This is a genomic window from Mycobacterium kubicae, assembly GCF_015689175.1.
In the GTDB taxonomy this organism is placed as follows: Bacteria; Actinomycetota; Actinomycetes; order Mycobacteriales; family Mycobacteriaceae; genus Mycobacterium; species Mycobacterium kubicae.
Genome location: NZ_CP065047.1, coordinates 5623790 through 5643469, shown reverse-complemented (window position 1 = coordinate 5643469; position 19680 = coordinate 5623790). Strand labels below are relative to the sequence as shown.

Here is a 19680-nt window from a genome sequence, read left to right as displayed (position 1 = left end):
TCCGTAGGCCCCTAAACCGGTCTCGTGAGCCATAGGTTGTCGGTGGACTCCACCGCGGCCGGGCCGCCGGCCGCGCCGGTCTGCAGAACCAGGTCGAACGCTTCAGCGCGCATCCGCCGATCCATGTAGAGCAGCACGACCACTCCGGCGGTGAACGGCGCGGTGATTATCTGGCTGATCGCGCCGCCGATGCTGCTCAACGTGGTGCCGACGAGCAGCATGGCGGTCGACCCGCCGGCGGCGGTCATCAACTGGCCGACGAGGCTGAACGGCGCCGAAACGGCCCCACCGACCACACCCACCACCAGCGCCGTCAGCAGTCGGATGCCCAGCACCCGCCAGAAGCCGTTCCTCACCAGCGCGAACGACCGGCTGATGGCGTCGAGGACCGGCAGCCTTTCCAGCACGATCAGTACCGGGGCGAACAGCAGCACGGTGTACAGGTAGGCCAGCAGCAACCCCACCGCCAGCAGCAGCGGGAACCCCAGCAGCACCGCGGCGGCTCCGTTGGCGGCCACTCCCACACCGACCAGGATCACGATGACCAGCCCGACCAGCGCCACCAGCCCGGCGGCTTCGATCAGGGCCAGCCCGAGCAACGCGAGCAGGCGACCGCGGACCTTGGCCCATGCCTCCCGCACTGTGATCGGCGACCCGAACACCGCCCGCCCGACGATGACGGTGAGCATCCCGCTGAGCAGCATTCCGCCCAGCCAGGTCACCAGCAGGCCCCCGGCGATCGAGGCCAACCACGTTCCCACGACGCCGCCGGTCAATTCGTCTGGGCGGCTGTCGCTCAAGTTGCCGTAGGCGGCCAACGGTCCGAGCGTGGCCAGCAACGTGATGACCTGCATGACCACGACCACCATGGCGGTCAGGCCGAGCGTCGCCTTGGGATTGGTCCGGATGTAGCCCACAGCGCCGTTGAAGATGTCGCTGAGCGTCAACGGTCGCAGCGGGATGATGCCCGGCTTGGCCGCGCCTGGGATGAGCGGTGGACCGTACTGCGCACCATAACCGGGCACAGGGCCGTAAGCCGGCCCAGAAGGCGGCACAGGGCCGTAAGCCGGCCCGTAAGGCGGCACAGCGCCGTAAGCCGGCCCGTAAGGCGGCACAGCCCCGTAAGTGGGGGGACCGTATGGCGCGCCATGCGCGGGCGGCGGCCCGTACGCCGGGGGCGGGCCATAAGCCGGCGGCGGTCCGTAGGCCGGCGGGACGCCGTACGCCGGAGGGACGGGCGGCTGGCCAACCGGATAGCCAGGCGGCGGCGTGCTCACCGGGTGCGGCGCCCGTCGTCGTTCGTCATGGCCTCCATCCTGTCGGCGGCCGGGGCATTTCACAATGTGGGCCCGGCGGGCGAGTCCGGTGCTCAGCACTCGATCGCGTGGCGTCCCGGCGCGTAGCGTCTCAGCCATGGCGGAACTCAAATCCCGGCTCCGGTCGGATCTGACCGAGGCGATGAAGACGCAGGACAAGCTGCGCACCGCGACCCTGCGCATGGTGCTGGCCGCGATCCAGAACGAGGAAGTCTCGGGCAAGCAGGCCAAGGAACTCTCCGACGCAGAAGTGCTCAAGGTGCTGGCCAGGGAATCTCGCAAGCGCGGCGAGGCGGCCGAGATCTACACGCAGAACGGCCGGGGCGAGTTGGCCGCCAATGAGCACGCCGAGGCCCGCATCATCGACCAATACCTGCCCACACCGCTCACCGAGGCGGAGTTGGCCGACGTGGCCGACACCGCGATCGCCCAGGTTGCCGAACAGATCGGGCAGCGGCCCAGCATGAAGGAGATGGGTCTGGTGATGAAGATGGCCACGGCGATCGCCGAAGGCAAAGCCGACGGGGCGCGACTGTCCGCGGCCGTAAAAGACCGGCTTTAGCCTCGCCGCCACGGGGTACTCGGGGGGTTATGGCGCGTTTCGGCTATACCCTCATGACAGAACAGACCGGCCCCAAAGAGCTTGTGCGCGACGCGGTTTCGGCCGAGGAGCGGGGCTTCGACTTCGAAGTGTGCAGCGACCACTTCTCGCCGTGGCTGACATCGCAGGGCCATGCTCCCAATGCCTGGGCGGTGCTGGGCGCGGTGGCGCACGCGACCGAACGGGTGGACCTGTACACCTACGTCACCTGCCCGACGATGCGGTATCACCCGGCGATCGTGGCGCAGCAGGCGGCCACCGTGCAGATCCTTTCCGACGGACGATTCACCCTCGGGTTGGGTAGCGGCGAAAACCTCAACGAACACGTCGTCGGCAAAGGCTGGCCGACCGTCGAGCGCAGGCAAGACATGCTGCGCGAAGCGATCAAGATCATCCGTGAACTGTTCGGCGGCGACCTGGTCGACTGGCGCGGCGAGTACTTCCAGGTCGACTCCGCCCGGTTGTGGGACGTGCCCGACATCCCTCCCGCGATCGCGGTGGCGATGGCCGGGCAGCGGGGCGTGGACAAATTCGGCAAACTCGCCGACCACCTCGTCGCCGTGCAACCCGACAAAGAACTGGTCGACGCCTGGCACATCGCGAGACAAAGCGGTGGCTGGCCCGGCGCCGGACGGGTCATCGGCCAGATTCCGGTGTGCTGGGACCCCGACCGTGACGCCGCCGTCCAGCGGGCGCACGACCAATTCCGCTGGTTCGCCGGTGGATGGGCGGTCAATGCCGACCTGCCGACGCCCGCGGGATTCGCCGGTGCGACGCAGTTCGTGCGGCCCGAAGACGTCGCCGAGAGCATTCCCTGTGGACCGGACCTGGACGCGATCGTGGAGGGCGTGCGGCCGTACTGGGAGGCCGGCTTCTCCGATATCGCCCTCATCCAGATCGGCGGACCGAATCAGGACCAATTCTTGAAAGAGGCCGCCGAACCGCTGCTGGAGAAACTGCGCGCGGCGTCGAGTTGACGTTTGGTCAATTGCCGCAGGGGTATGGGTCCGAAATACGAAGGACGGCTGGGCCTGGACCACGACCCGGATCGAGTGAGACCGCCGGAGTTGTCGTCGGCGAGTGTCCGGCAGCGCAAGGAGCTTATAAATGAATGACACTGGGGCGAGCACGACGACGAAGCTGGTGAAAGGGCTTGGCGTGGCCAGTCTGGGCCTCGGCCTCACCGAGGTGCTGGCGCCCGGAAAAGTCACCGCGCTGGCCGGCGTGGACGACACGCAGCGGTCTCGTCTGGTGACGCGCGTGCTGGGAGTGCGCGAATGCGGCCACGGCACAGCGCTGTTGCTCGGGTCGGAAAAGTTGGTGTGGACCCGCGTGGCCGGCGACGTGCTCGACGTCGCGATGCTTGCGGCCGGTGTGGTCCGGCGCGGGCGGGGCCGGCGCAGGCGGGGCACCATCACCGCGGTCGCCCTGACCGCCATCGGCGCCGCCGATCTGTACGCCGCGCTGCGCACCACAGGCTCTGGTGGCGCGGCGGGGGGAGGCCGCCACGCGGGAGCCACCCGTCACCACACCTTGCGCGCCGCTGTCACCGTACGGCGCTCACCGCAGGACGTCTACGGTTTCTGGCGCAATCTGGAAAACCTGCCCAGCTTCATGTACCACCTGGAGTCGGTCTCGGCCGGCCCGGACGGCCGTTCGCACTGGGTGGCCAAATCGCCGGTCGGGCAGCCCGTGCACTGGGATGCGCAGATCACCGAGGACGAACCGAACCAACGCATCGCGTGGCAGTCATTGCCGGGCTCGGGAATTGAGAATGGCGGCAGCGTCGAGTTCCGGCCCGACGCCTCGGGGGAAGGTACCGAGGTCCGGGTGATGATCGGCTATCACCTGCCGGGCGGCGCGCTGGGCAAAGCCGCGGCAACGCTACTGGGTGAGTCGCCCGACCAGCAGGTCAACGACGACCTGCGCCGCTTCAAGCAGATCATGGAAACTGGCCAAGTACTGCGTTCCGACGGTTCACCGGACGGGACCGTCGCATTCCGGCAGATGCATCAGCAGAAGGCGCAACCGGCAGGCGAAGGAGCGCAGAAATGAAGGCCAACGTCTATACCGGGCGCAATAGTGTTGAGGTACAAACGGTTCCGGACCCCACCATCCTCAACGACCGCGACGCCATTGTCCGCGTCACCTCGACCGCCATCTGCGGTTCGGACCTACACCTCTACGACGGCTACATCCCGACGGTGAAGCACGGCGATGTGCTCGGGCATGAATTCATGGGCGAGGTCGTGGAAGTCGGCAAGGCGGTGACCAATTTGGCGGTCGGCGATCGGGTCGTGGTGCCGTTCCCCATTGCCTGTGGAGCTTGTTCGGCATGCGAGCGCGACCTGTACTCGCTATGCGAGAACTCCAATCCCAACGCCGGCATCGCCGAGAAGTTCATGGGCCATTCGCCGGCCGGCTTGTTCGGCTATTCGCACATGCTGGGCGGATTCGCCGGTGGCCAAGCCGAATACGCGCGGGTGCCCTTCGCCGACGTGGGACCGCTGAAGATCGACGATGATCTCACCGACGACCAGGCGCTGTTCTTGTCCGACATCCTGCCCACCGGTTACATGGGCGCGGAGATGTGTGACATCAAGCCCACCGACATCGTCGCCGTGTGGGGCGCCGGTCCGGTCGGGTTGTTCGCCATCATGAGCGCCTACCTGTTGGGCGCGGCCAAAGTCGTTGCCATCGACCGGGTGCCGTACCGACTGGACCTTGCCCGCAAGCTCGGCGCGACACCGCTGAACTTCGAGGAAACGTCGGTGCTGGCCGAACTGCAAGACATCACCGCCGGCCGCGGGCCCGACCACTGCATCGACGCCGCCGGTATGGAAGCCCGCAACGGCGTGACGGTGGTGGACGCCTACGACCGGGTTAAGCAGGCGATGCGGCTGGAAACCGAACGGCCACATGCGATTCGGGAAGCGATCATGGCCTGCCGCAACGGCGGCACCGTGTCCATCGTCGGCGTCTACGGTGGACTGATGGACAAGTTTCCCATCGGCTCGTTGATGAATCGCTCACTGACCGTCAAGACCGGCCAATGCCATGTGCAGCGGTACATGCGTCCCCTGCTGGAACGGATCCGCAACGGCGACATCGATCCGACCGTGATCATCAGCCACCACCTGAAACTCGACCAGGCGCCGCACGGGTACGAGATCTTCAAGCACAAGCAAGACAACTGCACCAAGGTTGTTCTCAATCCGTAGAGGAGTACGACAATGTCAAATGAACTGGACGGCAAGAAGATCGCCATACTGGCCGCGGACGGTGTGGAGAAGATCGAGTTGGAGCAGCCCCGCACGGTGTTACAGGAAGCGGGTGCCCAGATCGAGGTGCTGTCGCTGAAGGAAGGCGAAATCCAGGCACGTGAGCATGATCTCGAGCCGGCCGGCCAAATCAGCGTGGACCGCACAGTGTCCGACGCCTCGGTCGACGAATATGACGGATTGGTGTTGCCCGGCGGCACCGTGAACCCAGACAAACTGCGACTGGACGATTCGGCCGTCTCGTTCGTGCGCGATTTCGTCGAATCCGGCAAGCCGGTCGCCGCCATCTGCCATGGTCCGTGGACGTTGGTCGAGGCCGGCGTGGTGAACGGACGAACGGTCACTTCGTATCCGAGCATTCGCACCGACCTTCGCAATGCCGGTGCCAATGTGGTGGACGAAGAGGTCGCCGTCGACGGCAACCTCATCACCAGCCGCTCACCGAAGGATCTGGAGGCCTTCTGCTCAACGCTCGTCAAGCAATTGGCGCACGCCGCAGCGGGTTCGACCTCGGCGTGACCAGCACAATCCGTGGGTTTCAACTATGTAAATTGCGGGCATTAGAAACGCCATGCCGTGCTCGCCACGGCTACAGCCCAGCAAGTGCCGAGAAAGGCTCAATGTGACGACCACCTACCCAGCGCCGGGTGATTCTCTGGTCGCCGATCGGGTGTACCAGCCGCAATCTGACTCACACCTACTCGTCGACGCAATGCGACGTTCGGGACTTATCCCGCAGCGCAGGGTGCTCGACTTGTGTACCGGCACAGGGTTCGTCGCAATATCCGCCGCCGAAATGGGTTGCGCGAGCGTCACCGCCTTCGATGTCTGCCCACACGCGGTGCGCTACTCGCGCGGCAACGCTGCGGGCGCCGGGGTCGAGGTCGATGTGCGGCAAGGATCTTGGGAAGGGGCGATCGAGTACGGGCCGTTCGACGTCGTCGTGTCCAACCCGCCTTACGTGCCCACCCCGCCGGTCGATGACACCGACCTGATTCCGTCGGCGGCAGGCCCGTCCTGGGCGTGGAATGCCGGCCCGGATGGGCGGATGGTGCTGGATCCGCTGTGCGCAACCGCGTCAAAGCTGTTGTCCGACGGCGGGTCTCTGCTACTGGTGCACTCCGCGCTGGCCGGTCCTCAGCGGTCGCTCGATACTCTGCGGTCCACTGGGCTGGACACCTATGTTGTTGCCTCCGAATGGATCCCTTTCGGCCCGGTGATGACGGCGCGGGCGGCGTGGTTCGAGGAGACCGGTCAGATAGCCCCCGGCTGCCGGGAGGAAGAGCTCGTGGTGATCCGGGCGGACAAGCCGTGAGCACCACTCGAGTACAAGTGGTGCCCAACGGGCCGGTGCTCGTCTCCGGTCCCGCGCGGATCGAGATGCCCGACGGTGCCGTGGTGGAATCGGACCGCTTCATGGTGGCGATCTGTACCTGTCGGCGCAGTCAGGAGTATCCGCTGTGCGACACCAGCCATCGCAGATGCCGCCGGGTCAAGGCGCAGCAGTCCGCCTAACCAATTGGTCTGCGCAACGAGCTCTCACCGCGCTGCCAGGCGGCCATGAGGACATCGGCCAAGCGATTCTCCACTGCGGCGTGCGCACGGATTCCGAAGACGACGTCGGATTCCAGGTGGGGTTCGCGGGCCACCAGATCACCGACCACGTCGATGCGCACCACGTGTTCGTGGACCGCGTCCGCCTCGACGTGCTCGCGGTAGAACTCGATACAGGCCGGCGGCGCTTGCATCCGCTGCAATGCCTGCACCATGCGGCGCGATCCGGGCGGGGACGTGATCTCGGTTGACGCGAAGTGCCCCACCGCCGCACCACGCCACCGACGGTGCAAGCCGAACAGCGACATCAGATTGACCGCCGCCAACGCCTCGGCGGGCACCGCGTCCAGGTACGCCAGATATGTCGAATCCAGATCGGCGGCGTCCAGCAGGTCGGCGAAGAGCTGTTGGTGCATCTGCGGCCCGCGGCCGGCCCCGTATTCGTCGAACTCGATCGCCACGAACGCCGCCTTGGCCCGACCCGTCAGCCGTGGAATGGCGAACGCGTGCGGGTCGGCTTCCTTGAGGTGGTACAGCGACCTGTGCACGAAGTATTCGCGCATCTGCTCCCAGGTTCCGGTGTCGCGCAGATGGTAGGACGGACCGGTGCCATCGGCGGGTTCGATTGTCAGCGCTTCCATTTCGGCGGCCGCGGTGTGCTCCGGATCGATGGGGCCCACGTCGCGAAGTACACCGGCCAGAAAGACCCGTTCCAGTTCGGCGCGCAGCGCCAACAGGGTCGGGTTCCACTCCCAGCCCGGATCGACCGAGGCGAATCCCCGGTAGTGCAGCTCGTAGCACATGTACAGGGCCAGTTGTAGGTCCAACCCGTAGGGGTCGGAGTCACGCACGGATGCGGTGACGTGGCTGGACTGCTCCTGTGACGGGGTCCCGGTCAGCATCCGGCGTACCGCCATCGACAACGGCCCGTGGGCCGCAGGCAGGACGGGGTCGACGGCAATCGATGCGCGAGTCACAGTTCTTTGTACCCGGATAGCGGGTCGGCAAACGGGATCATCGGGTCAGTCCAGCGGCGTGGAAACGGAAAAGGCCATGTCAATGCGGGTCCCGTCGGCCGTGTTGGCGACGTCGACCGCGTCACTGATCGCCCTGATCAACGGCAGGCCGCGCCCGGAGTTGCCGGGGTCGGCCGGCGGTGTCTTCCAGGTTCCCCAATCGGCTACGCGGGCGCGGATTTCACCGTCGGCGGCGGTCACTTCGACCAGCATCTTTCCGGTGTCGTTGCCGCGGTAAGCGTGCTCGACGCAGTTGGTGCAGGCCTCGCTGATGACCAGGACAATGTCACAGGCTTGCTCCTGCGGTACGGCGGCGGCCCGCAGCCAGGGGGTCAGCTGACGGCGGACCACCACCAATTGATCTGGCGTGGCGGCGGTTTCAAGGCGAAGCGGCGCTAATTCGTGTCGGTACACCACCATTGCTACATCGTCGTCGAAACCGGCCGCCGGCGCCAACCGGTCCAGCATCGCATCGGCCACCGCGTCAACCGGTAGTCGCATCGTGTCGCCGAGCACCTCGGCGACCCGGGCCAGGCCCTCGTTCAGGTCTTCATGCTTGCGTTCCACCAAACCGTCGGTGAACAAGATGAGCGTCGAATCGGGAAGCAACGCATGCGACCCCTCTGGCCGAGAGTGGTTGCGGCGCACGGCAAGCGGTACCGACGTGGCGTGGTCCAGAAATGTCGGGTCGGCCGCGGGTGCGGCGAGTATGGCAGGCATATGGCCGGCGTTGCTGTATTCGAGCATCCCGGTGCTGATGTCAAGAATCGCCAAAAACACTGTGGTGCAATAGGCGTCCGGCGTGAACGACGCCGCCGCATCCAGCTGTTCGAGCAGCGTCGCCGGCCTGGCGCCGGTGAGCAGCAACGCGCGCGCCGAACTGCGCAGCTGACCCATGATCGCCGCCGCAGGCAGACCGCGGCCCACGCAGTCACCCACCACGATGCCGATCCGGTGGTTGTCGATCGGCAGCACGTCGTACCAGTCACCGCCGATCTCCAACGGCGGCACCGCCGGTTCGTAGCGCACGGCGAAGCCGGGCGGGGGCGTCACCGGCGGCAGCATGGCACGCTGCAGGGTCAGCGAGGTTTCGCGTGCGCTCTCGAATTGGCGGACATGCCCCACTGCCAGGCTCAAGTGGCCGATCAGCACCGTCACCAACAGCCGATCTTCGGCGATCACCCAGCGCGGCACCCGCAGTTCGAGCCACAGCGCAACGTCGGCGGCGCCGGAGAGCACTGCCACCATGCCTCGTGCCTTGCCCGGAGTATCCGGCCACTCGACGGTTCTGGCCGTCAGCGGCAGTTGGCGGCGTGAGTCGAGAAACACTTGGCGTAACACCGGATCCATTGCCCGCCAGCTTGTTTCGTGGGGTTCACCGGCCACTTGGACGATCGGTTCGCCGTCGCCGGGGGGCCAGGTAACCGCGATCACCCGTTGTACGTCCACGGCGGCGCGGCATTCTTCGAGGGTGATCTCCAATAATTCGCCCATGCTCTTGGCCACCCCGACAGCGGTGGCCAGTCGCAGTACCGCGCTTTCCCGGGCGGCGAAGGCGCGCTCGGCGGTGATATCGCGGATGGTGCCCACGTACACGTCTCGACCGGCACCGCCGCCCCGGACCGCGTTGATGCTCACTGCGACCCAGGCCAGATGACCGTCATGGTGGCGAATGGGCGTCTCGTACTGCGCGCTGCCGATCTGGCGCACCACCGCCATCTGCTGGGCAGCGGTCTTCTTGTCCATCAACCAGGGATGCGGCCACCGGTACGGCAAACCCTGCGCGGAATATCCGAGGATGTCGGTGAACGCGTTGTTGATCTCGGTGACCGTACCGTCGTGGTCGGCTACGAAGAAGCCTTCCTGCAGCGAGTTCACCACGGCGGTACGGAATCGGTCGCGATCGGCCAGGCCCTCGGCGCGGGCCCGCTCTTCGGCGTATCGCTTTGTCCCGTCGAGGAATCCGCGAGTCGCGATGTCAAGGGTCGCCAACGTCTGCAACAGAAACTCGAGCGCGGTGTCAGCGTCGCCGGCAACGGTCTTGGATCGCTCGTCGATCAGGCGGAAGTGGTTTTCGATGATGTCGAGGATGCTGATTTGGTCTTGCAGCGCCCGGCGGCCAAGCTCATGGCCGACGGCAAGGCTGTCCTCGTCGCGCGTCGCCAGATACCGGTGCAGCGCGGCGACGTAGCTTTGGTGAAAGTCGTCGGCGGAGGTCATGTCGAGATACCGCGATGACGCGCGGCGAGCACCATCGCGTCGTCGGTTTCCTTGGCGTGCTTGCCGAGTATCTGATCGGCGATATCGACCGCCGAGGCCGCGAAGTCAATATGGTCCAGGTGGTCATCGCCGATGCCGTCGCTGGTGATCACGAGCAGGTCGCCGAGGCGGATGGGAACCACTTGGGCGGGCCGAATCTCGGGGATCCGGAAGCCGACGATCCCCCCGGCCAGCCGGGCCGAGCTGCGGATCTGGGTTCCGGCCGCCGATTTGGCCACCAGGTGGGCGCTGACATTGCCGATCCCGGTCCAGCTCAACTTGTTGGTCTGGAAGTCCACCCGCGCTACCGTCATCGCGACACCTCGGGTGCCGCCCAACACGCGATGGCACAGCTGCAGCAGGACCTCGAGTCGTTCTGCGCGCGAACGGGTCAGGGTCTGCACCGCCATTGCCGCGGCGCTCGCGGCCGCGGCGCCATGACCGAGGCCGTCGAGCACGCCGAACAAAGCGCCCACCGGGCTGCCGTCACCGTCGATGTCGACGGCTACCTGCTGGTCGCCGCAGGACTGCTCGCCGGGGCGGGGCCGGCCCGCGCTCGCCCACTCGATGGGGCCGATCCGCCCACTGTCGCGCAGGGTGTCAGGCACGGGACGGGACCCACTTCCACATCTCGATGACCGTTCCCTGGCCGAGCGCGGATTCCACGATCAACCGATCCATCAACCGGCGCGCACCGGGCAGGCCCATGCCCAGGCCCCGCCCGGTGGTGTAACCGTCCTCCATCGCACGGTCGATGTCGGCGATCCCCGGGCCCTCGTCCTCGGCGCGCACGACCAGCGCTTTGCGGCCTTCCCGGTCAGCCACGCCAACGCGGACCGCGCCCCGGCCGGCGTAACTGGTGATGTTGCGCGCGATCTCCGAGATCGCGGTGGCGATCATGGTGACGTCGGTCAGTGAGAAGCCAAGCTCGAGGGCAAGTTCGTGGCCGGCTCTGCGGGCGGCGACGATGTCGTCGGGGTTGTTGATTTCGACCAATATGTCACCCGGCACCGTCGCGCCCGATCGTCGTTTTGCCCAACCCCAACCTCTTGTGCAGTAGGGCGATGCCCTCCTCGAGGTCGAGCGCCGTACTCATATCGTCGAAGGCCAGCCCCAACTGGACCATCGCGAACGCCACCTCCGGCTGCAGGCCGACGATCACCGTGTCGGCCCCGCGCAGCCGCGTCATGTGCGCGATGGTGCGCAAGGACCTGGCCGCGAACGAATCCATCACGTCGATGGCGGTGACGTCGACCACGATGCCCTGGGCCCGAAACCGGCTGACCCGCTCCATCAGGTCATAGCGCAGCCGCTCGGTGTCGGAGTCGGTGAGTGCGGCCTGCACAGTGGCGATCAAGATCGCGCCCTGTTTCAAGATCGGTACGGGCATGGGCAGCTCCGGTCAGTCTCGGTCGCCGGTGCTAGTCGCCGGTACGGGTGACTTCGTAGCCCAGCAGGCGCTCGGCCTCCTCGATGCCACCCTGCAGGTCACCGACGGCGTTCATCTTCGACAAGTCCAATCCGATCGTCACCAGTGTCAGCGCGATCTCCGACGACAAGCCGGTGATGATGACGCTGGCGCCCATCAACCCCGAGGCATCCACCGTTTGCACCAGGTGGTTGGCCACCGTCGAGTCGATGGTCGGCACACCGGTGATGTCGATGACCACCACTTTCGCGCGGTTGGCGCGGATCGCGCGCAGCAGTTGCTCGGTGACCTGCCGGGCACGCTGACTGTCCAGCACGCCGATGATCGGCAGAATCAGCAGCTGCTCGCGCACCTGCAGCACCGGCGTGGACAGTTCGCGGATCGCCTCCTGCTGCTGGCGGATGATGCGTTCACGTTCCTGGACGAAGCTGACGCCCACGGTGTTGGCGATGCGGTTGGCCGCCGGCTCGTACGCGTCCAGAACCCGGTTGAGCATGTCGAACTCGGCCTGATACTTCTCGAACAAGGAGCGCGCCAGCACGTCGCGGAGCAGCAGGACGATGCCCAGGACCTCGTCGGTTTCCACCCCGCGGGGAATGATCCGTTCCGACAGGTCGCGCGCATAGTCCTGCAGCGCTTCCACGCTGCCGGTCTCGAGCACCTCCACATAGTTGTCGTAGACAGCGGTCGCCTCGGAGAAGATTTCCTCGGGCGTCATCGCCGTCAGCAACTCGGCTTCGGTGATTCTTCGAGCCCACTCTTCACGCAATGCGGTGCGGTTCTGGCGCAGGTGTTGGACGAGCTGAGGCAGCAGACCTTCGCTGGAAACGGTCGCCGTGGCGTTCATGCTGTTGAAGTCCGTCGAATCTGACATTTGGCCTCCCAAGGCCTCCCAAGTGCCACGACGCGCTCGCAGGGCGCAACTCCTATGGGGGAGAGTAGCCTGATTCTCGACGTGGGACGTGTTGAGGTCTTCTTCTCGCGATATGCACCGCAGGTTAGGCTTGCAGCACGCTCGCCGCTTTGTGAGGCCCGGACTGAAGGATCGCCATTGTCAGCTCCTGATTCGATCACTGCCACCGTTGCGGACCATGACGGAGTTGCCGTGCTCAGTATCGGCGGCGAAATCGACTTGGTCACCGCTCCGGCCCTCGAAGAGGCAATTGGTGGCGTGGTGGCAGGCAATCCGGCAGCGCTCATCATCGACCTTTCCGGTGTGGAATTCCTGGGCTCGGTAGGCCTGAAGATCCTGGCGGCGACGTACGAGAAGGTCAGTGATGCGGCCGAGTTCGGCGTGGTGGCGCGCGGCCCGGCAACGCGACGCCCGATACATCTGACCGGTCTGGATCAGACTTTCCCGCTTTATCCGACGCTGGACGACGCGCTGACCGGTGTGCGCGACGGCAAGCTCAACCGCTAGCTATACCGCCAGTTGGTGCCATAAGTAGGTAACGGTTCCGTCACGATCGAAGATTACGATCTCTTAAGAACTCGCCGTCCTTCCTAAGAATTCTCAGCTTTCCCTTCCGAATTTGGCTGTTATTTAACAAGTTTTGCCACATAAGTTGCATTCGTCACGCGCCGGGGCGAGTAACTGCGCAAACCCGTGTTCGTTATCGGCGAACATCTCCGGGAATGTGTTTTCGCTTCCGCTACTTTGGATTTCGGGACGTTCGGGAGTCCTTTCATCAGATCGAGCTCAGTTCGCTCATTCGGAGGAACAAGACACCATGAATTTCAGCAGTATCGTCGCGCGTCGGCGAGTTGCCGGCGTCAGCGCCGGATGTCTGCTCGGGGGAATCGCTTTGGGAATCGTCGGCGCGCCGTCGGCCGCGGCGGCACCCGACTGCAGTCAGCAAAGCGTGAATGCCACCGTCTCGTCGGCAACCGGAGCGGCGCAGCAGTACCTCGCCTCGCACCCGGGAGCCAACGACGTGGTGATGGCAGCCTACGGTCAGCCACGCGGGGAGGCGGCGGCTAACCTTCGCGGCTACTTCACCTCGCATCCAAACGAGTACTACGACCTGCGCGGCATCTTGGCGCCCATCGGTGACACCGAGCGTCAGTGCAACGTATCGGCCTTGCCGCCGAACCTGGAATCGGCCTACCACGAGTTCATGGCCGGCTGATCCAGCACAACTGGGTGCCTACCCGCCACGACCCGCCACAACTTTCCCGTGGCGGGTCGTTTGGCTTTTCGGCGGTTCGCGACGGGCATCCGGCAGGGGCCCCAACCGCGGCCGTGGGCGTGCAATGATCTCCGCCATGGATGTCGACCATCCGGAGAACGACCAGCAATGGGACCACCGTGAGCGCGGCGAAACCGAACTGCAACGGCTCGACCGCAACTGGACCAGCCTGTTGCAGGAACTGCGCGTGGTGCAGACCGGCGTGCAGCTGTTGACCGGGTTTCTGCTCACGCTGCCCTTCCAGCAGCGGTTCGACATTCTCGGTGACGATATGCGGGTGGTGTACCTGGTGACCGTGGGGTGCTCGGTGGCCGCGACCCTGCTCCTCATCGCCCCAGTCGGCATGCACCGGCTGCTGTTCCGGCGGCACCGCCTGGCCGTACTGGTGTCGGCGGCGCACCGGTGCGCCTACGCCGGCCTGGTACTGCTCGGGCTCGCGTTGGCCGGGGTCACGGTCATCATTTTCGACGGAGTGGCCGGCTCGGTCGCGGGGGTCATCGCCGGCGTCTGCGCGCTGACCATGTTTGCCGTCTTCTGGCTTGTCGTCCCGTTACTGCTGCGCACCAAGGATGTGGAGCTGCCCGGTCTGTGAGCCGAAGCCGGTGCACAGGTGTGAAGCATTGGCTGCGTGGGTAACTCCCGTTTCAAGCTTCGACAGAAGCCCAGACGGCTCGACCCGAGGAGCGACATGCGGCTGCGTCGCAGCGTGCTCAGCAAGCCCGGCCTTACTCGCAAGCGCCGGGGCAAAGGCTTTGCCTACTACGGTCCCGACGGTGAATTGATCACCGACCCGGGCACTTTGCAACGCATCAAAGAACTCGTCATCCCGCCGGCGTGGAAGAAGGTGTGGATCGCCCCCTACCCCAACGGGCACATCCAGGCCGTCGGTACGGACGCGGCCGGCCGTCGCCAATACCTCTATCACCTGGCGTGGCAGCAGGAGCGCGCCGAGGAGAAGTTCGACCGGGTGCTCGAGATGTCCAAGGAATTGCCGGCGTGGCGTTCCCGAGTGGCCAAAGACCTTGCCGGCCGCGGTCTTAGCCGTGACCGGGTGCTCGCGCTGGCGCTGCACCTGCTGGACCGTGGCTATTTCCGCGCCGGGGGCGAGCAGTACGCCGAGGAAAACGAGTCCTACGGAATAGCCACGCTGCTCTGTGAGCACGTCACCATCCGCCGCAAGGCGGTGGGCTTCGACTATCCCGCCAAGAGCGGAGTGCGGCGCACCTTGGAGATCGAGGACCCCGAAGTGGTCCGTGCGGTGCGTGCGCTGTTGCGTCGCCCCGACCGTACCGAGCGACTGCTGGTGTGCCACACCGCATCCGGATGGGCGGACGTCAAAGCCGACGACCTCAACGCACGATTCAAAGAACTGGTTGGGGAAAACTACAGCGTCAAAGATCTACGAACCTGGCATGGCACGGTATTGGCCGCCGCGGCGTTCGCCGATGCCGACCCACCAGTGAACCAGCGGGTGATCAAGCGGGTCGAGTCCGCCGTGATGAAAGAGGTGTCCGAAGGACTGGGCAATACGCCGGCGGTCGCTCGAGGTTCGTATGTGGATCCCCGCGTGGTCACCGGTTACGAGCGGGGCATGACGATCGCCGGTGCGGTGCGCCGCGCGGAGCGTGAGCGTCGACCCGATGTCGCGCAGGAGATCGTGGAGAAGGCGACCCGGATGCTGATCCGCCGGGTCGCCAAAGGCGAAGGATCAGCCGCCTCGCCTGCGCTGGCGAAGACCGCCTGAGTTCGTCTGCTTTCTTAACTGTCCGCATTATGAAGTAGTTGTGCGGGCATCGCGACCACAGGGTTTCCCGCGACGACCGCTGAGAATGGTCGGATGAGCGCGCTGATGCACGGCTACCAACCGGGCAGCTTCACGCCGACCGCCGATTTGCTCCTCTCACACGCCCATCGACGACAAAGGGTTCTGAGCGAGTTGATCGATCGAGTGCGCCGGTTCCAAACCGCCTTCGGTTGCCGGCACCGGCTCATCGATACCAAGGCGAGGTTCCGACCTCACCGAGAAGTTCGAGGCCGACGTGCAAGAGCGGGTTCCTCAGACGGTGCTGGGCCGTCAGTGCGCGGCGGGCAGGGATCAATCAAGCCATGGGCATTGTGATGATGCGCTACGGGGTGGATCCCCAAGCCGCCTTCGGATTGCTGACGAGTTGTCGCAAAGCTCGAACATCAAGCTCCGGTTTTTGGGCCGAAGAAATCGTCGACGATGCGATGGCACGGCAGACGCTGCTCACCGACGCCGTGCACCCCGGTGGTCGACCACTGTCCGTGTACAGCAGGCGGTAGCCCCCGCAGAAGTTCAGGGCACTACCCAGTGTTGGCCACCTGCCGGGGCTGGACGGAATCCGCCTGACGGTAGATATTCAGCGCGTCCAGCGCGATTCGTTCCCAGTTGAACCGTGACTCGGCTCGCAACCGCCCCGCTGCGCCCATGCCTTCTCGTCTAAAGGGTTGACACTGAAGGGTTTTCAACGCGTCCGCGAACTCCCTAGGAACGTTCGGCGAAACCAGCAGCCCGGTGACGGAGTGAATGATGGTGTCGGTCAGGGCCCCGATGGCTACCGCGACCACGGCGACCCCACTGGCCATTGCTCGCAGGGCGGAGGTCGCGTCACCCCCTTGCCGAGGCGCGCACGCGACGACATCGGCCGATCGCAACAGCATGGGCAGCTGATCAGCGGCGACGGTGCCCAAGAAGTGCACGCGGTCGCGTACTCCCAGTTGGGCGGCAAGGCCGGCCAATGCGGCTCGGTCGGTATCACCGTCGGCGCTTGGCGCCGTCTCCACGATAACCAGCTCAGCGCCGGGAAGCTTGGGTAGCGCGCGGATAGTACGGTCAAACCCGTTGGCGCCAGAGAGATCTGGGCCAAAACACAGGATGCGATAATGGTGCGTTCGGTCTAGTGCTGGGCCAACCGGGCTGAACCGTGAGACGTCGACACCGGTCGATAGCACGGATAGCTTTGCCCGGTTACGCCGCAATCGCGCCAGCGTCATCAACTCATCGCTGCTGCCCCCGGTTACCCAGGTCGCATTCCGGACCAGTAGCGGCTCCAGGCGGGCTCTTTCGGTTTGTGAGGCATCGACGTGACTCGGACGCCACATCGCGGTCAGCCCACGAAAAGTCTGAACGGTCGGCGCGCCGTGGCGCCGGGCCGCGAGCTGCGCGGCCAAGCCGCCCAACCAGCCGTGCCCGTGCACGACGTCGGGCGGATTCGACGACCACACACTGGCCAACTCGCTCGCCCAGTCGCCAACGAACGGCAGCACTTGCGCCGCGGACTGCGGAGTGGCCGGCCCAGCGCATATCGGGACGACAGCGAAGTCGCGGTGGGCACCTGCTTCAGCGGAGGCGTGATTGGGCCGTCGCGGATAAGAGGTGACCTGGTGACCGTGACCTGCCAGCGCAGCGGCGAGCTGCTCGCAGCCATCACCGATCAGGTCATCTCCATGGACGATCGCAATCCGCACCGAGTTTCCCTCCTAGGCACCCACCATGGGCGCCTCGAACTGCGGGAATACCCGATGCTCAGCGGGCGAGAAACGCTCTGACGCCTAAGCTTCGTATATTGGACAGACTTCGCATAGCGACTGTCGTAATGCCCGGCACGGGTGTTAGTCGAGCACCTCCATGAGCAGCAGCGCGCCGCCCACCCCACGCTCGGTGGAGCGCCCTACCGTTTTCCAGCCTAGGGAACCATGCCTCGCACCGATATAGGCCCGGGGATCGATCTCGCTTGAAGTTGACGTTTAGCGAATAACGTAAAGGGTATTCGGAGCGCCATGTTGGAGCCTGGTGCTGCCCAAAAAGCGCCCAGAAATGTCCTGGTGTGGCATGTGCATGGCTCCTGGACACAGGCTTTCGTCGCGGGGGCGCACCGCTATCTGATTCCGGTTGCTGCCGATCGGGGCAGCGGCGGCATCGGCTTGGCCGGCCGGTCGTGGCCCAACGCGCGCGAGGTAGCGCTCGAAGAGTTGAGGCAATGCGACATCGATCTTGTGGTGCTGCAGCGCCCGGAAGAGGTAGAGCTGTTGGCGCAGTGGGCTGGTCGACGCGCTGGTGTCGATTTGCCGGCTGTCTACGTCGAGCACAATGCACCCCGCCCGCATGCCGAGCGCAGTCGCCATCCACTTGCCGACCAAAGCGATATCCCGCTCATCCACGTCACCGACTTCAACCGGCTGATGTGGGACAACGGGTCGGCGCCGACTCAGGTGATAGATCACGGGATGGCCGACCCGGGCCAGCTGTACACGGGCGACATCCCGCGGGTCGCCGCCATGATCAACGAGCCGGTGCGCCGCGCCCGTACGGTCGGCACTGATTTGTTGCAGCCGTTGTCGGCCTATGGCCAGATTGACGTCTGGGGTATGGGCACCGAAGCGCTGAGCGCAGATAACGGCGCGGTCATCGGCCGTGGTGATGTGGCCGCCCCGCAGCTGTGGACGCAGGTCGCCCGCCGCCGGGTGTATTTGCACACGGCCCGCTGGACTTCGCTGGGGCTGTCGCTGGTCGAGGCGATGTTCTTGGGCATGCCGGTGGTAGCGGTGGGTACCACGATGGCTCCCTTCGTCGTGCCGACCGAGGCAGGTGTGGTGAGTGCCGACGTGTGCGCGCTCGGCAGCGGAGTGCGTGAGTTCCTCAACGATCATGCGGCCGCTGTGGCCGCCGGCAAGGCCGCTCGCGAATTCGCCACTACGCGTTTCGGTCTCAAGCGCTTTCTGACCCAATGGGACGAAGTGATCGACCAAGTAATCGAGGAGCAGCGGAGTTGACGCCGAAGGAAGCCCGCATGAGAATCGCGATGATCTCCGAACACGCCAGTCCGCTGGCGCATCTGGGTGGCGTAGATGCCGGCGGCCAAAACGTCCATGTCGCAGAGCTTTCGGCGGCTCTAGCACGACGCGGACACGACGTAGTGGTCTACACTCGCCGCGATGATCCTGACCTGCCCGAGCGGGTGGAGACCGAGCACGGCTACGCCGTGATTCATGTGCCGGCCGGCCCGGCGCGGGTATTGGCCAAAGATCAACTCCTGCAGTATATGTACGCGTTCGGATACTACTTGGAAAACCACTGGGCAACGGAAACGCCGGACGTGGCGCACGCCCACTTCTGGATGTCCGGCCTCGCGACGCTGCGCGCCGCCCAACCGCATCACATTCCTACGGTGCAGACCTTCCATGCGCTGGGTTCGGTCAAGCGTTTGCACCAGGGTGTCGACGACACCAGCCCGGACTGCCGCGTCGACCTCGAGACGACGCTCGCCCGCGGTGTGGATTGGGTTGCTGCCACCAGCACCGACGAGGTATTCGAACTTGTGCGCATGGGCCGCGCTCGGTCCCGCACGTCAGTCGTGCCGTGTGGAGTGGACATCGACGCGTTCAGTACCGAAGGCCCGGCCGCCGCGCGCAGTGATCGCGGACGCATCGTTTCGGTCGGAAGGCTGGTGCCGCGCAAAGGATTCGAAACCCTCCTCCATGCCCTACCCGACATTCCCGACGCCGAGTTGGTCATCGTTGGCGGGCCGCAGCGGGCGGCGTTGGCCGACGATCCGTATGCGCAGCAGTTACAGCGGTTGGCCGGTCGACTCGGGGTCGCGGACCGGGTCGATTTCGTCGGTGCCATCAGTCGGGCCCAGATGCCGTCGGTGTTGCGCTCGGCCGATGTGGTCGCCTGCACACCGTGGTATGAGCCGTTCGGCATCGTGCCGCTGGAGGCCATGGCGTGTGGCGTGCCGGTGGTGGCCTCCGCGGTCGGCGGCATCCGCGACACCGTCGTCGACGGTGTAACCGGCCGCCTGGTGCCGCCCAAGGATCCGCATGCGCTGGCGCAGGCCATCAGCGCACTGCTTCGAGACCGCAAATCGTGCAAGGCGCTGGGGGACGGGGGACGGGAGCGGGCCAAGGCCCGCTACACCTGGGATCGGGTCGCCGCCGATACCGAGCGCGTCTACGAAAAGGTGGTGCCGGCGCGGCGAGAAATGACGGCAGCCGGCAGCCGGTCTGGGTAATGT

Annotated in this window: 22 protein-coding genes; 14 read left to right on the top strand and 8 right to left on the bottom strand. The window is 65.6% G+C overall.

The genetic code is table 11. The features are described from left to right. Nucleotides 1–11: 11 nt before the first annotated feature. Nucleotides 12–1415 carry a DUF7847 domain-containing protein gene (locus I2456_RS26445; protein WP_276052913.1) on the bottom strand — a complete coding sequence of 468 codons (1404 nt, stop codon included), beginning with the start codon at nt 1413–1415 and terminating at the stop codon, nt 12–14. Here I2456_RS26445 and I2456_RS26440 point away from each other — a divergent pair. The 7 genes from I2456_RS26440 (at nt 1414) to I2456_RS28820 (ending at nt 6713) form a co-directional block, all read left to right on the top strand. Further along, on the top strand, nt 1414–1878 hold the full coding sequence (locus I2456_RS26440; protein ID WP_068034399.1) for a GatB/YqeY domain-containing protein: 465 nt from the start codon (nt 1414–1416) through the stop codon (nt 1876–1878). The two genes, I2456_RS26445 and I2456_RS26440, sit on opposite strands and share 2 nt — an antisense overlap. A gap of 29 nt (nt 1879–1907) precedes the next feature. Beyond that, the gene (locus I2456_RS26435) at nt 1908–2894 is read left to right on the top strand and encodes an LLM class F420-dependent oxidoreductase (protein WP_068034401.1); all 987 of its coding nucleotides are present in this window, start codon (nt 1908–1910) and stop codon (nt 2892–2894) included. Between the two features lie 130 nt (nt 2895–3024). Next, nucleotides 3025–3972: an SRPBCC family protein gene (locus tag I2456_RS26430; RefSeq protein WP_085074697.1), complete on the top strand. Its 948-nt coding sequence runs from the start codon at nt 3025–3027 to the stop codon at nt 3970–3972. After that, entirely contained in the window at nt 3969–5138 is a 1170-nt protein-coding gene (locus I2456_RS26425; RefSeq protein ID WP_068156448.1) for a zinc-dependent alcohol dehydrogenase, read from the top strand. The genes I2456_RS26430 and I2456_RS26425 overlap by 4 nt, the downstream gene beginning before the upstream one ends. Nucleotides 5139–5150: 12 nt before the next feature. Continuing rightward, nucleotides 5151–5717 carry a type 1 glutamine amidotransferase domain-containing protein gene (locus tag I2456_RS26420; RefSeq protein ID WP_068156451.1) on the top strand — a complete coding sequence of 189 codons (567 nt, stop codon included), beginning with the start codon at nt 5151–5153 and terminating at the stop codon, nt 5715–5717. A gap of 103 nt (nt 5718–5820) precedes the next feature. Continuing rightward, complete coding sequence (locus I2456_RS26415; RefSeq protein WP_085074696.1) at nt 5821–6513, top strand: HemK2/MTQ2 family protein methyltransferase; 693 nt, start codon at nt 5821–5823, stop codon at nt 6511–6513. Continuing rightward, nucleotides 6510–6713 (top strand): CDGSH iron-sulfur domain-containing protein, encoded by a 204-nt coding sequence (locus I2456_RS28820; protein WP_068034412.1) that lies wholly within the window; start codon nt 6510–6512, stop codon nt 6711–6713. The genes I2456_RS26415 and I2456_RS28820 overlap by 4 nt, the downstream gene beginning before the upstream one ends. On the opposite strand, the gene I2456_RS26405 is transcribed toward I2456_RS28820, so the two are convergent. The 6 genes from I2456_RS26405 to I2456_RS26380 are packed head-to-tail and all read right to left on the bottom strand — an operon-like array spanning nt 6710 to nt 12330. Further along, nucleotides 6710–7729: an iron-containing redox enzyme family protein gene (locus I2456_RS26405; RefSeq protein WP_068156454.1), complete on the bottom strand. Its 1020-nt coding sequence runs from the start codon at nt 7727–7729 to the stop codon at nt 6710–6712. The genes I2456_RS28820 and I2456_RS26405 overlap by 4 nt on opposite strands. 45 nt (nt 7730–7774) lie before the next feature. After that, nucleotides 7775–9988 (bottom strand): SpoIIE family protein phosphatase, encoded by a 2214-nt coding sequence (locus I2456_RS26400; RefSeq protein WP_085074695.1) that lies wholly within the window; start codon nt 9986–9988, stop codon nt 7775–7777. Beyond that, nucleotides 9985–10623, bottom strand: coding sequence for a SpoIIE family protein phosphatase (locus tag I2456_RS26395; RefSeq protein WP_068034584.1), 639 nt, complete (start codon nt 10621–10623; stop codon nt 9985–9987). Before I2456_RS26395 ends, I2456_RS26400 begins: the two co-directional genes overlap by 4 nt. Before the next feature lie 4 nt (nt 10624–10627). Next, nucleotides 10628–11038 (bottom strand): anti-sigma regulatory factor, encoded by a 411-nt coding sequence (locus I2456_RS26390; RefSeq protein WP_116645567.1) that lies wholly within the window; start codon nt 11036–11038, stop codon nt 10628–10630. Further along, complete coding sequence (locus tag I2456_RS26385; protein ID WP_068034416.1) at nt 11028–11417, bottom strand: STAS domain-containing protein; 390 nt, start codon at nt 11415–11417, stop codon at nt 11028–11030. Before I2456_RS26385 ends, I2456_RS26390 begins: the two co-directional genes overlap by 11 nt. Nucleotides 11418–11448: 31 nt before the next feature. Then, nucleotides 11449–12330, bottom strand: coding sequence for an STAS domain-containing protein (locus I2456_RS26380; protein WP_068034419.1), 882 nt, complete (start codon nt 12328–12330; stop codon nt 11449–11451). A 177-nt stretch (nt 12331–12507) separates the two neighbouring features. On the opposite strand from I2456_RS26380, the gene I2456_RS26375 reads away from it, so the two are divergent. The 5 genes from I2456_RS26375 (at nt 12508) to I2456_RS26355 (ending at nt 15949) form a co-directional block, all read left to right on the top strand. Beyond that, nucleotides 12508–12876, top strand: a complete 369-nt coding sequence (locus I2456_RS26375; RefSeq protein ID WP_068034420.1) for an STAS domain-containing protein — start codon at nt 12508–12510, stop codon at nt 12874–12876. A 310-nt stretch (nt 12877–13186) separates the two neighbouring features. Next, a complete protein-coding gene (locus I2456_RS26370; RefSeq protein WP_068034422.1) occupies nt 13187–13585 on the top strand; it encodes a heme-binding protein in 399 nt (132 codons plus the stop codon). Nucleotides 13586–13721: 136 nt separating this feature from the next. Beyond that, a complete protein-coding gene (locus tag I2456_RS26365) occupies nt 13722–14237 on the top strand; it encodes a DUF6328 family protein (RefSeq protein WP_085074728.1) in 516 nt (171 codons plus the stop codon). 96 nt (nt 14238–14333) lie between these two features. Next, a complete protein-coding gene (locus I2456_RS26360) occupies nt 14334–15389 on the top strand; it encodes a DNA topoisomerase IB (RefSeq protein ID WP_085074694.1) in 1056 nt (351 codons plus the stop codon). Between the two features lie 362 nt (nt 15390–15751). Next, nucleotides 15752–15949 carry a hypothetical protein gene (locus I2456_RS26355; RefSeq protein WP_085074693.1) on the top strand — a complete coding sequence of 66 codons (198 nt, stop codon included), beginning with the start codon at nt 15752–15754 and terminating at the stop codon, nt 15947–15949. Between the two features lie 21 nt (nt 15950–15970). Here the strand turns inward: I2456_RS26355 and I2456_RS26350 are convergent, their stop codons facing one another. Next, a complete protein-coding gene (locus I2456_RS26350; protein WP_085074692.1) occupies nt 15971–17134 on the bottom strand; it encodes a glycosyltransferase in 1164 nt (387 codons plus the stop codon). Between the two features lie 312 nt (nt 17135–17446). Between I2456_RS26350 and I2456_RS26345 the strand changes: the two genes are divergently transcribed. Then, on the top strand, nt 17447–18439 hold the full coding sequence (locus I2456_RS26345; protein WP_139823222.1) for a glycosyltransferase: 993 nt from the start codon (nt 17447–17449) through the stop codon (nt 18437–18439). 17 nt (nt 18440–18456) lie between these two features. Then, on the top strand, nt 18457–19677 hold the full coding sequence (locus tag I2456_RS26340; RefSeq protein ID WP_085074690.1) for a glycosyltransferase: 1221 nt from the start codon (nt 18457–18459) through the stop codon (nt 19675–19677). Nucleotides 19678–19680 lie beyond the last annotated feature (3 nt).

What these genes read in the sequence shown, in the direction of transcription:
- I2456_RS26440 (WP_068034399.1), top strand. Translation starts at nt 1,414, where the DNA reads ATGGCGGAACTCAAATCCCGGCTCCGGTCGGATCTGACCGAGGCGATG.
- I2456_RS26445 (WP_276052913.1), bottom strand. Translation starts at nt 1,415, where the DNA reads ATGGCTGAGACGCTACGCGCCGGGACGCCACGCGATCGAGTGCTGAGC.
- I2456_RS26435 (WP_068034401.1), top strand. Translation starts at nt 1,908, where the DNA reads ATGGCGCGTTTCGGCTATACCCTCATGACAGAACAGACCGGCCCCAAA.
- I2456_RS26430 (WP_085074697.1), top strand. Translation starts at nt 3,025, where the DNA reads ATGAATGACACTGGGGCGAGCACGACGACGAAGCTGGTGAAAGGGCTT.
- I2456_RS26425 (WP_068156448.1), top strand. Translation starts at nt 3,969, where the DNA reads ATGAAGGCCAACGTCTATACCGGGCGCAATAGTGTTGAGGTACAAACG.
- I2456_RS26420 (WP_068156451.1), top strand. Translation starts at nt 5,151, where the DNA reads ATGTCAAATGAACTGGACGGCAAGAAGATCGCCATACTGGCCGCGGAC.
- I2456_RS26400 (WP_085074695.1), bottom strand. Translation starts at nt 9,988, where the DNA reads ATGACCTCCGCCGACGACTTTCACCAAAGCTACGTCGCCGCGCTGCAC.
- I2456_RS26385 (WP_068034416.1), bottom strand. Translation starts at nt 11,417, where the DNA reads ATGCCCGTACCGATCTTGAAACAGGGCGCGATCTTGATCGCCACTGTG.
- I2456_RS26380 (WP_068034419.1), bottom strand. Translation starts at nt 12,330, where the DNA reads ATGTCAGATTCGACGGACTTCAACAGCATGAACGCCACGGCGACCGTT.
- I2456_RS26370 (WP_068034422.1), top strand. Translation starts at nt 13,187, where the DNA reads ATGAATTTCAGCAGTATCGTCGCGCGTCGGCGAGTTGCCGGCGTCAGC.
- I2456_RS26365 (WP_085074728.1), top strand. Translation starts at nt 13,722, where the DNA reads ATGGATGTCGACCATCCGGAGAACGACCAGCAATGGGACCACCGTGAG.
- I2456_RS26360 (WP_085074694.1), top strand. Translation starts at nt 14,334, where the DNA reads ATGCGGCTGCGTCGCAGCGTGCTCAGCAAGCCCGGCCTTACTCGCAAG.
- I2456_RS26355 (WP_085074693.1), top strand. Translation starts at nt 15,752, where the DNA reads ATGGGCATTGTGATGATGCGCTACGGGGTGGATCCCCAAGCCGCCTTC.
- I2456_RS26345 (WP_139823222.1), top strand. Translation starts at nt 17,447, where the DNA reads ATGTTGGAGCCTGGTGCTGCCCAAAAAGCGCCCAGAAATGTCCTGGTG.
- I2456_RS26340 (WP_085074690.1), top strand. Translation starts at nt 18,457, where the DNA reads ATGAGAATCGCGATGATCTCCGAACACGCCAGTCCGCTGGCGCATCTG.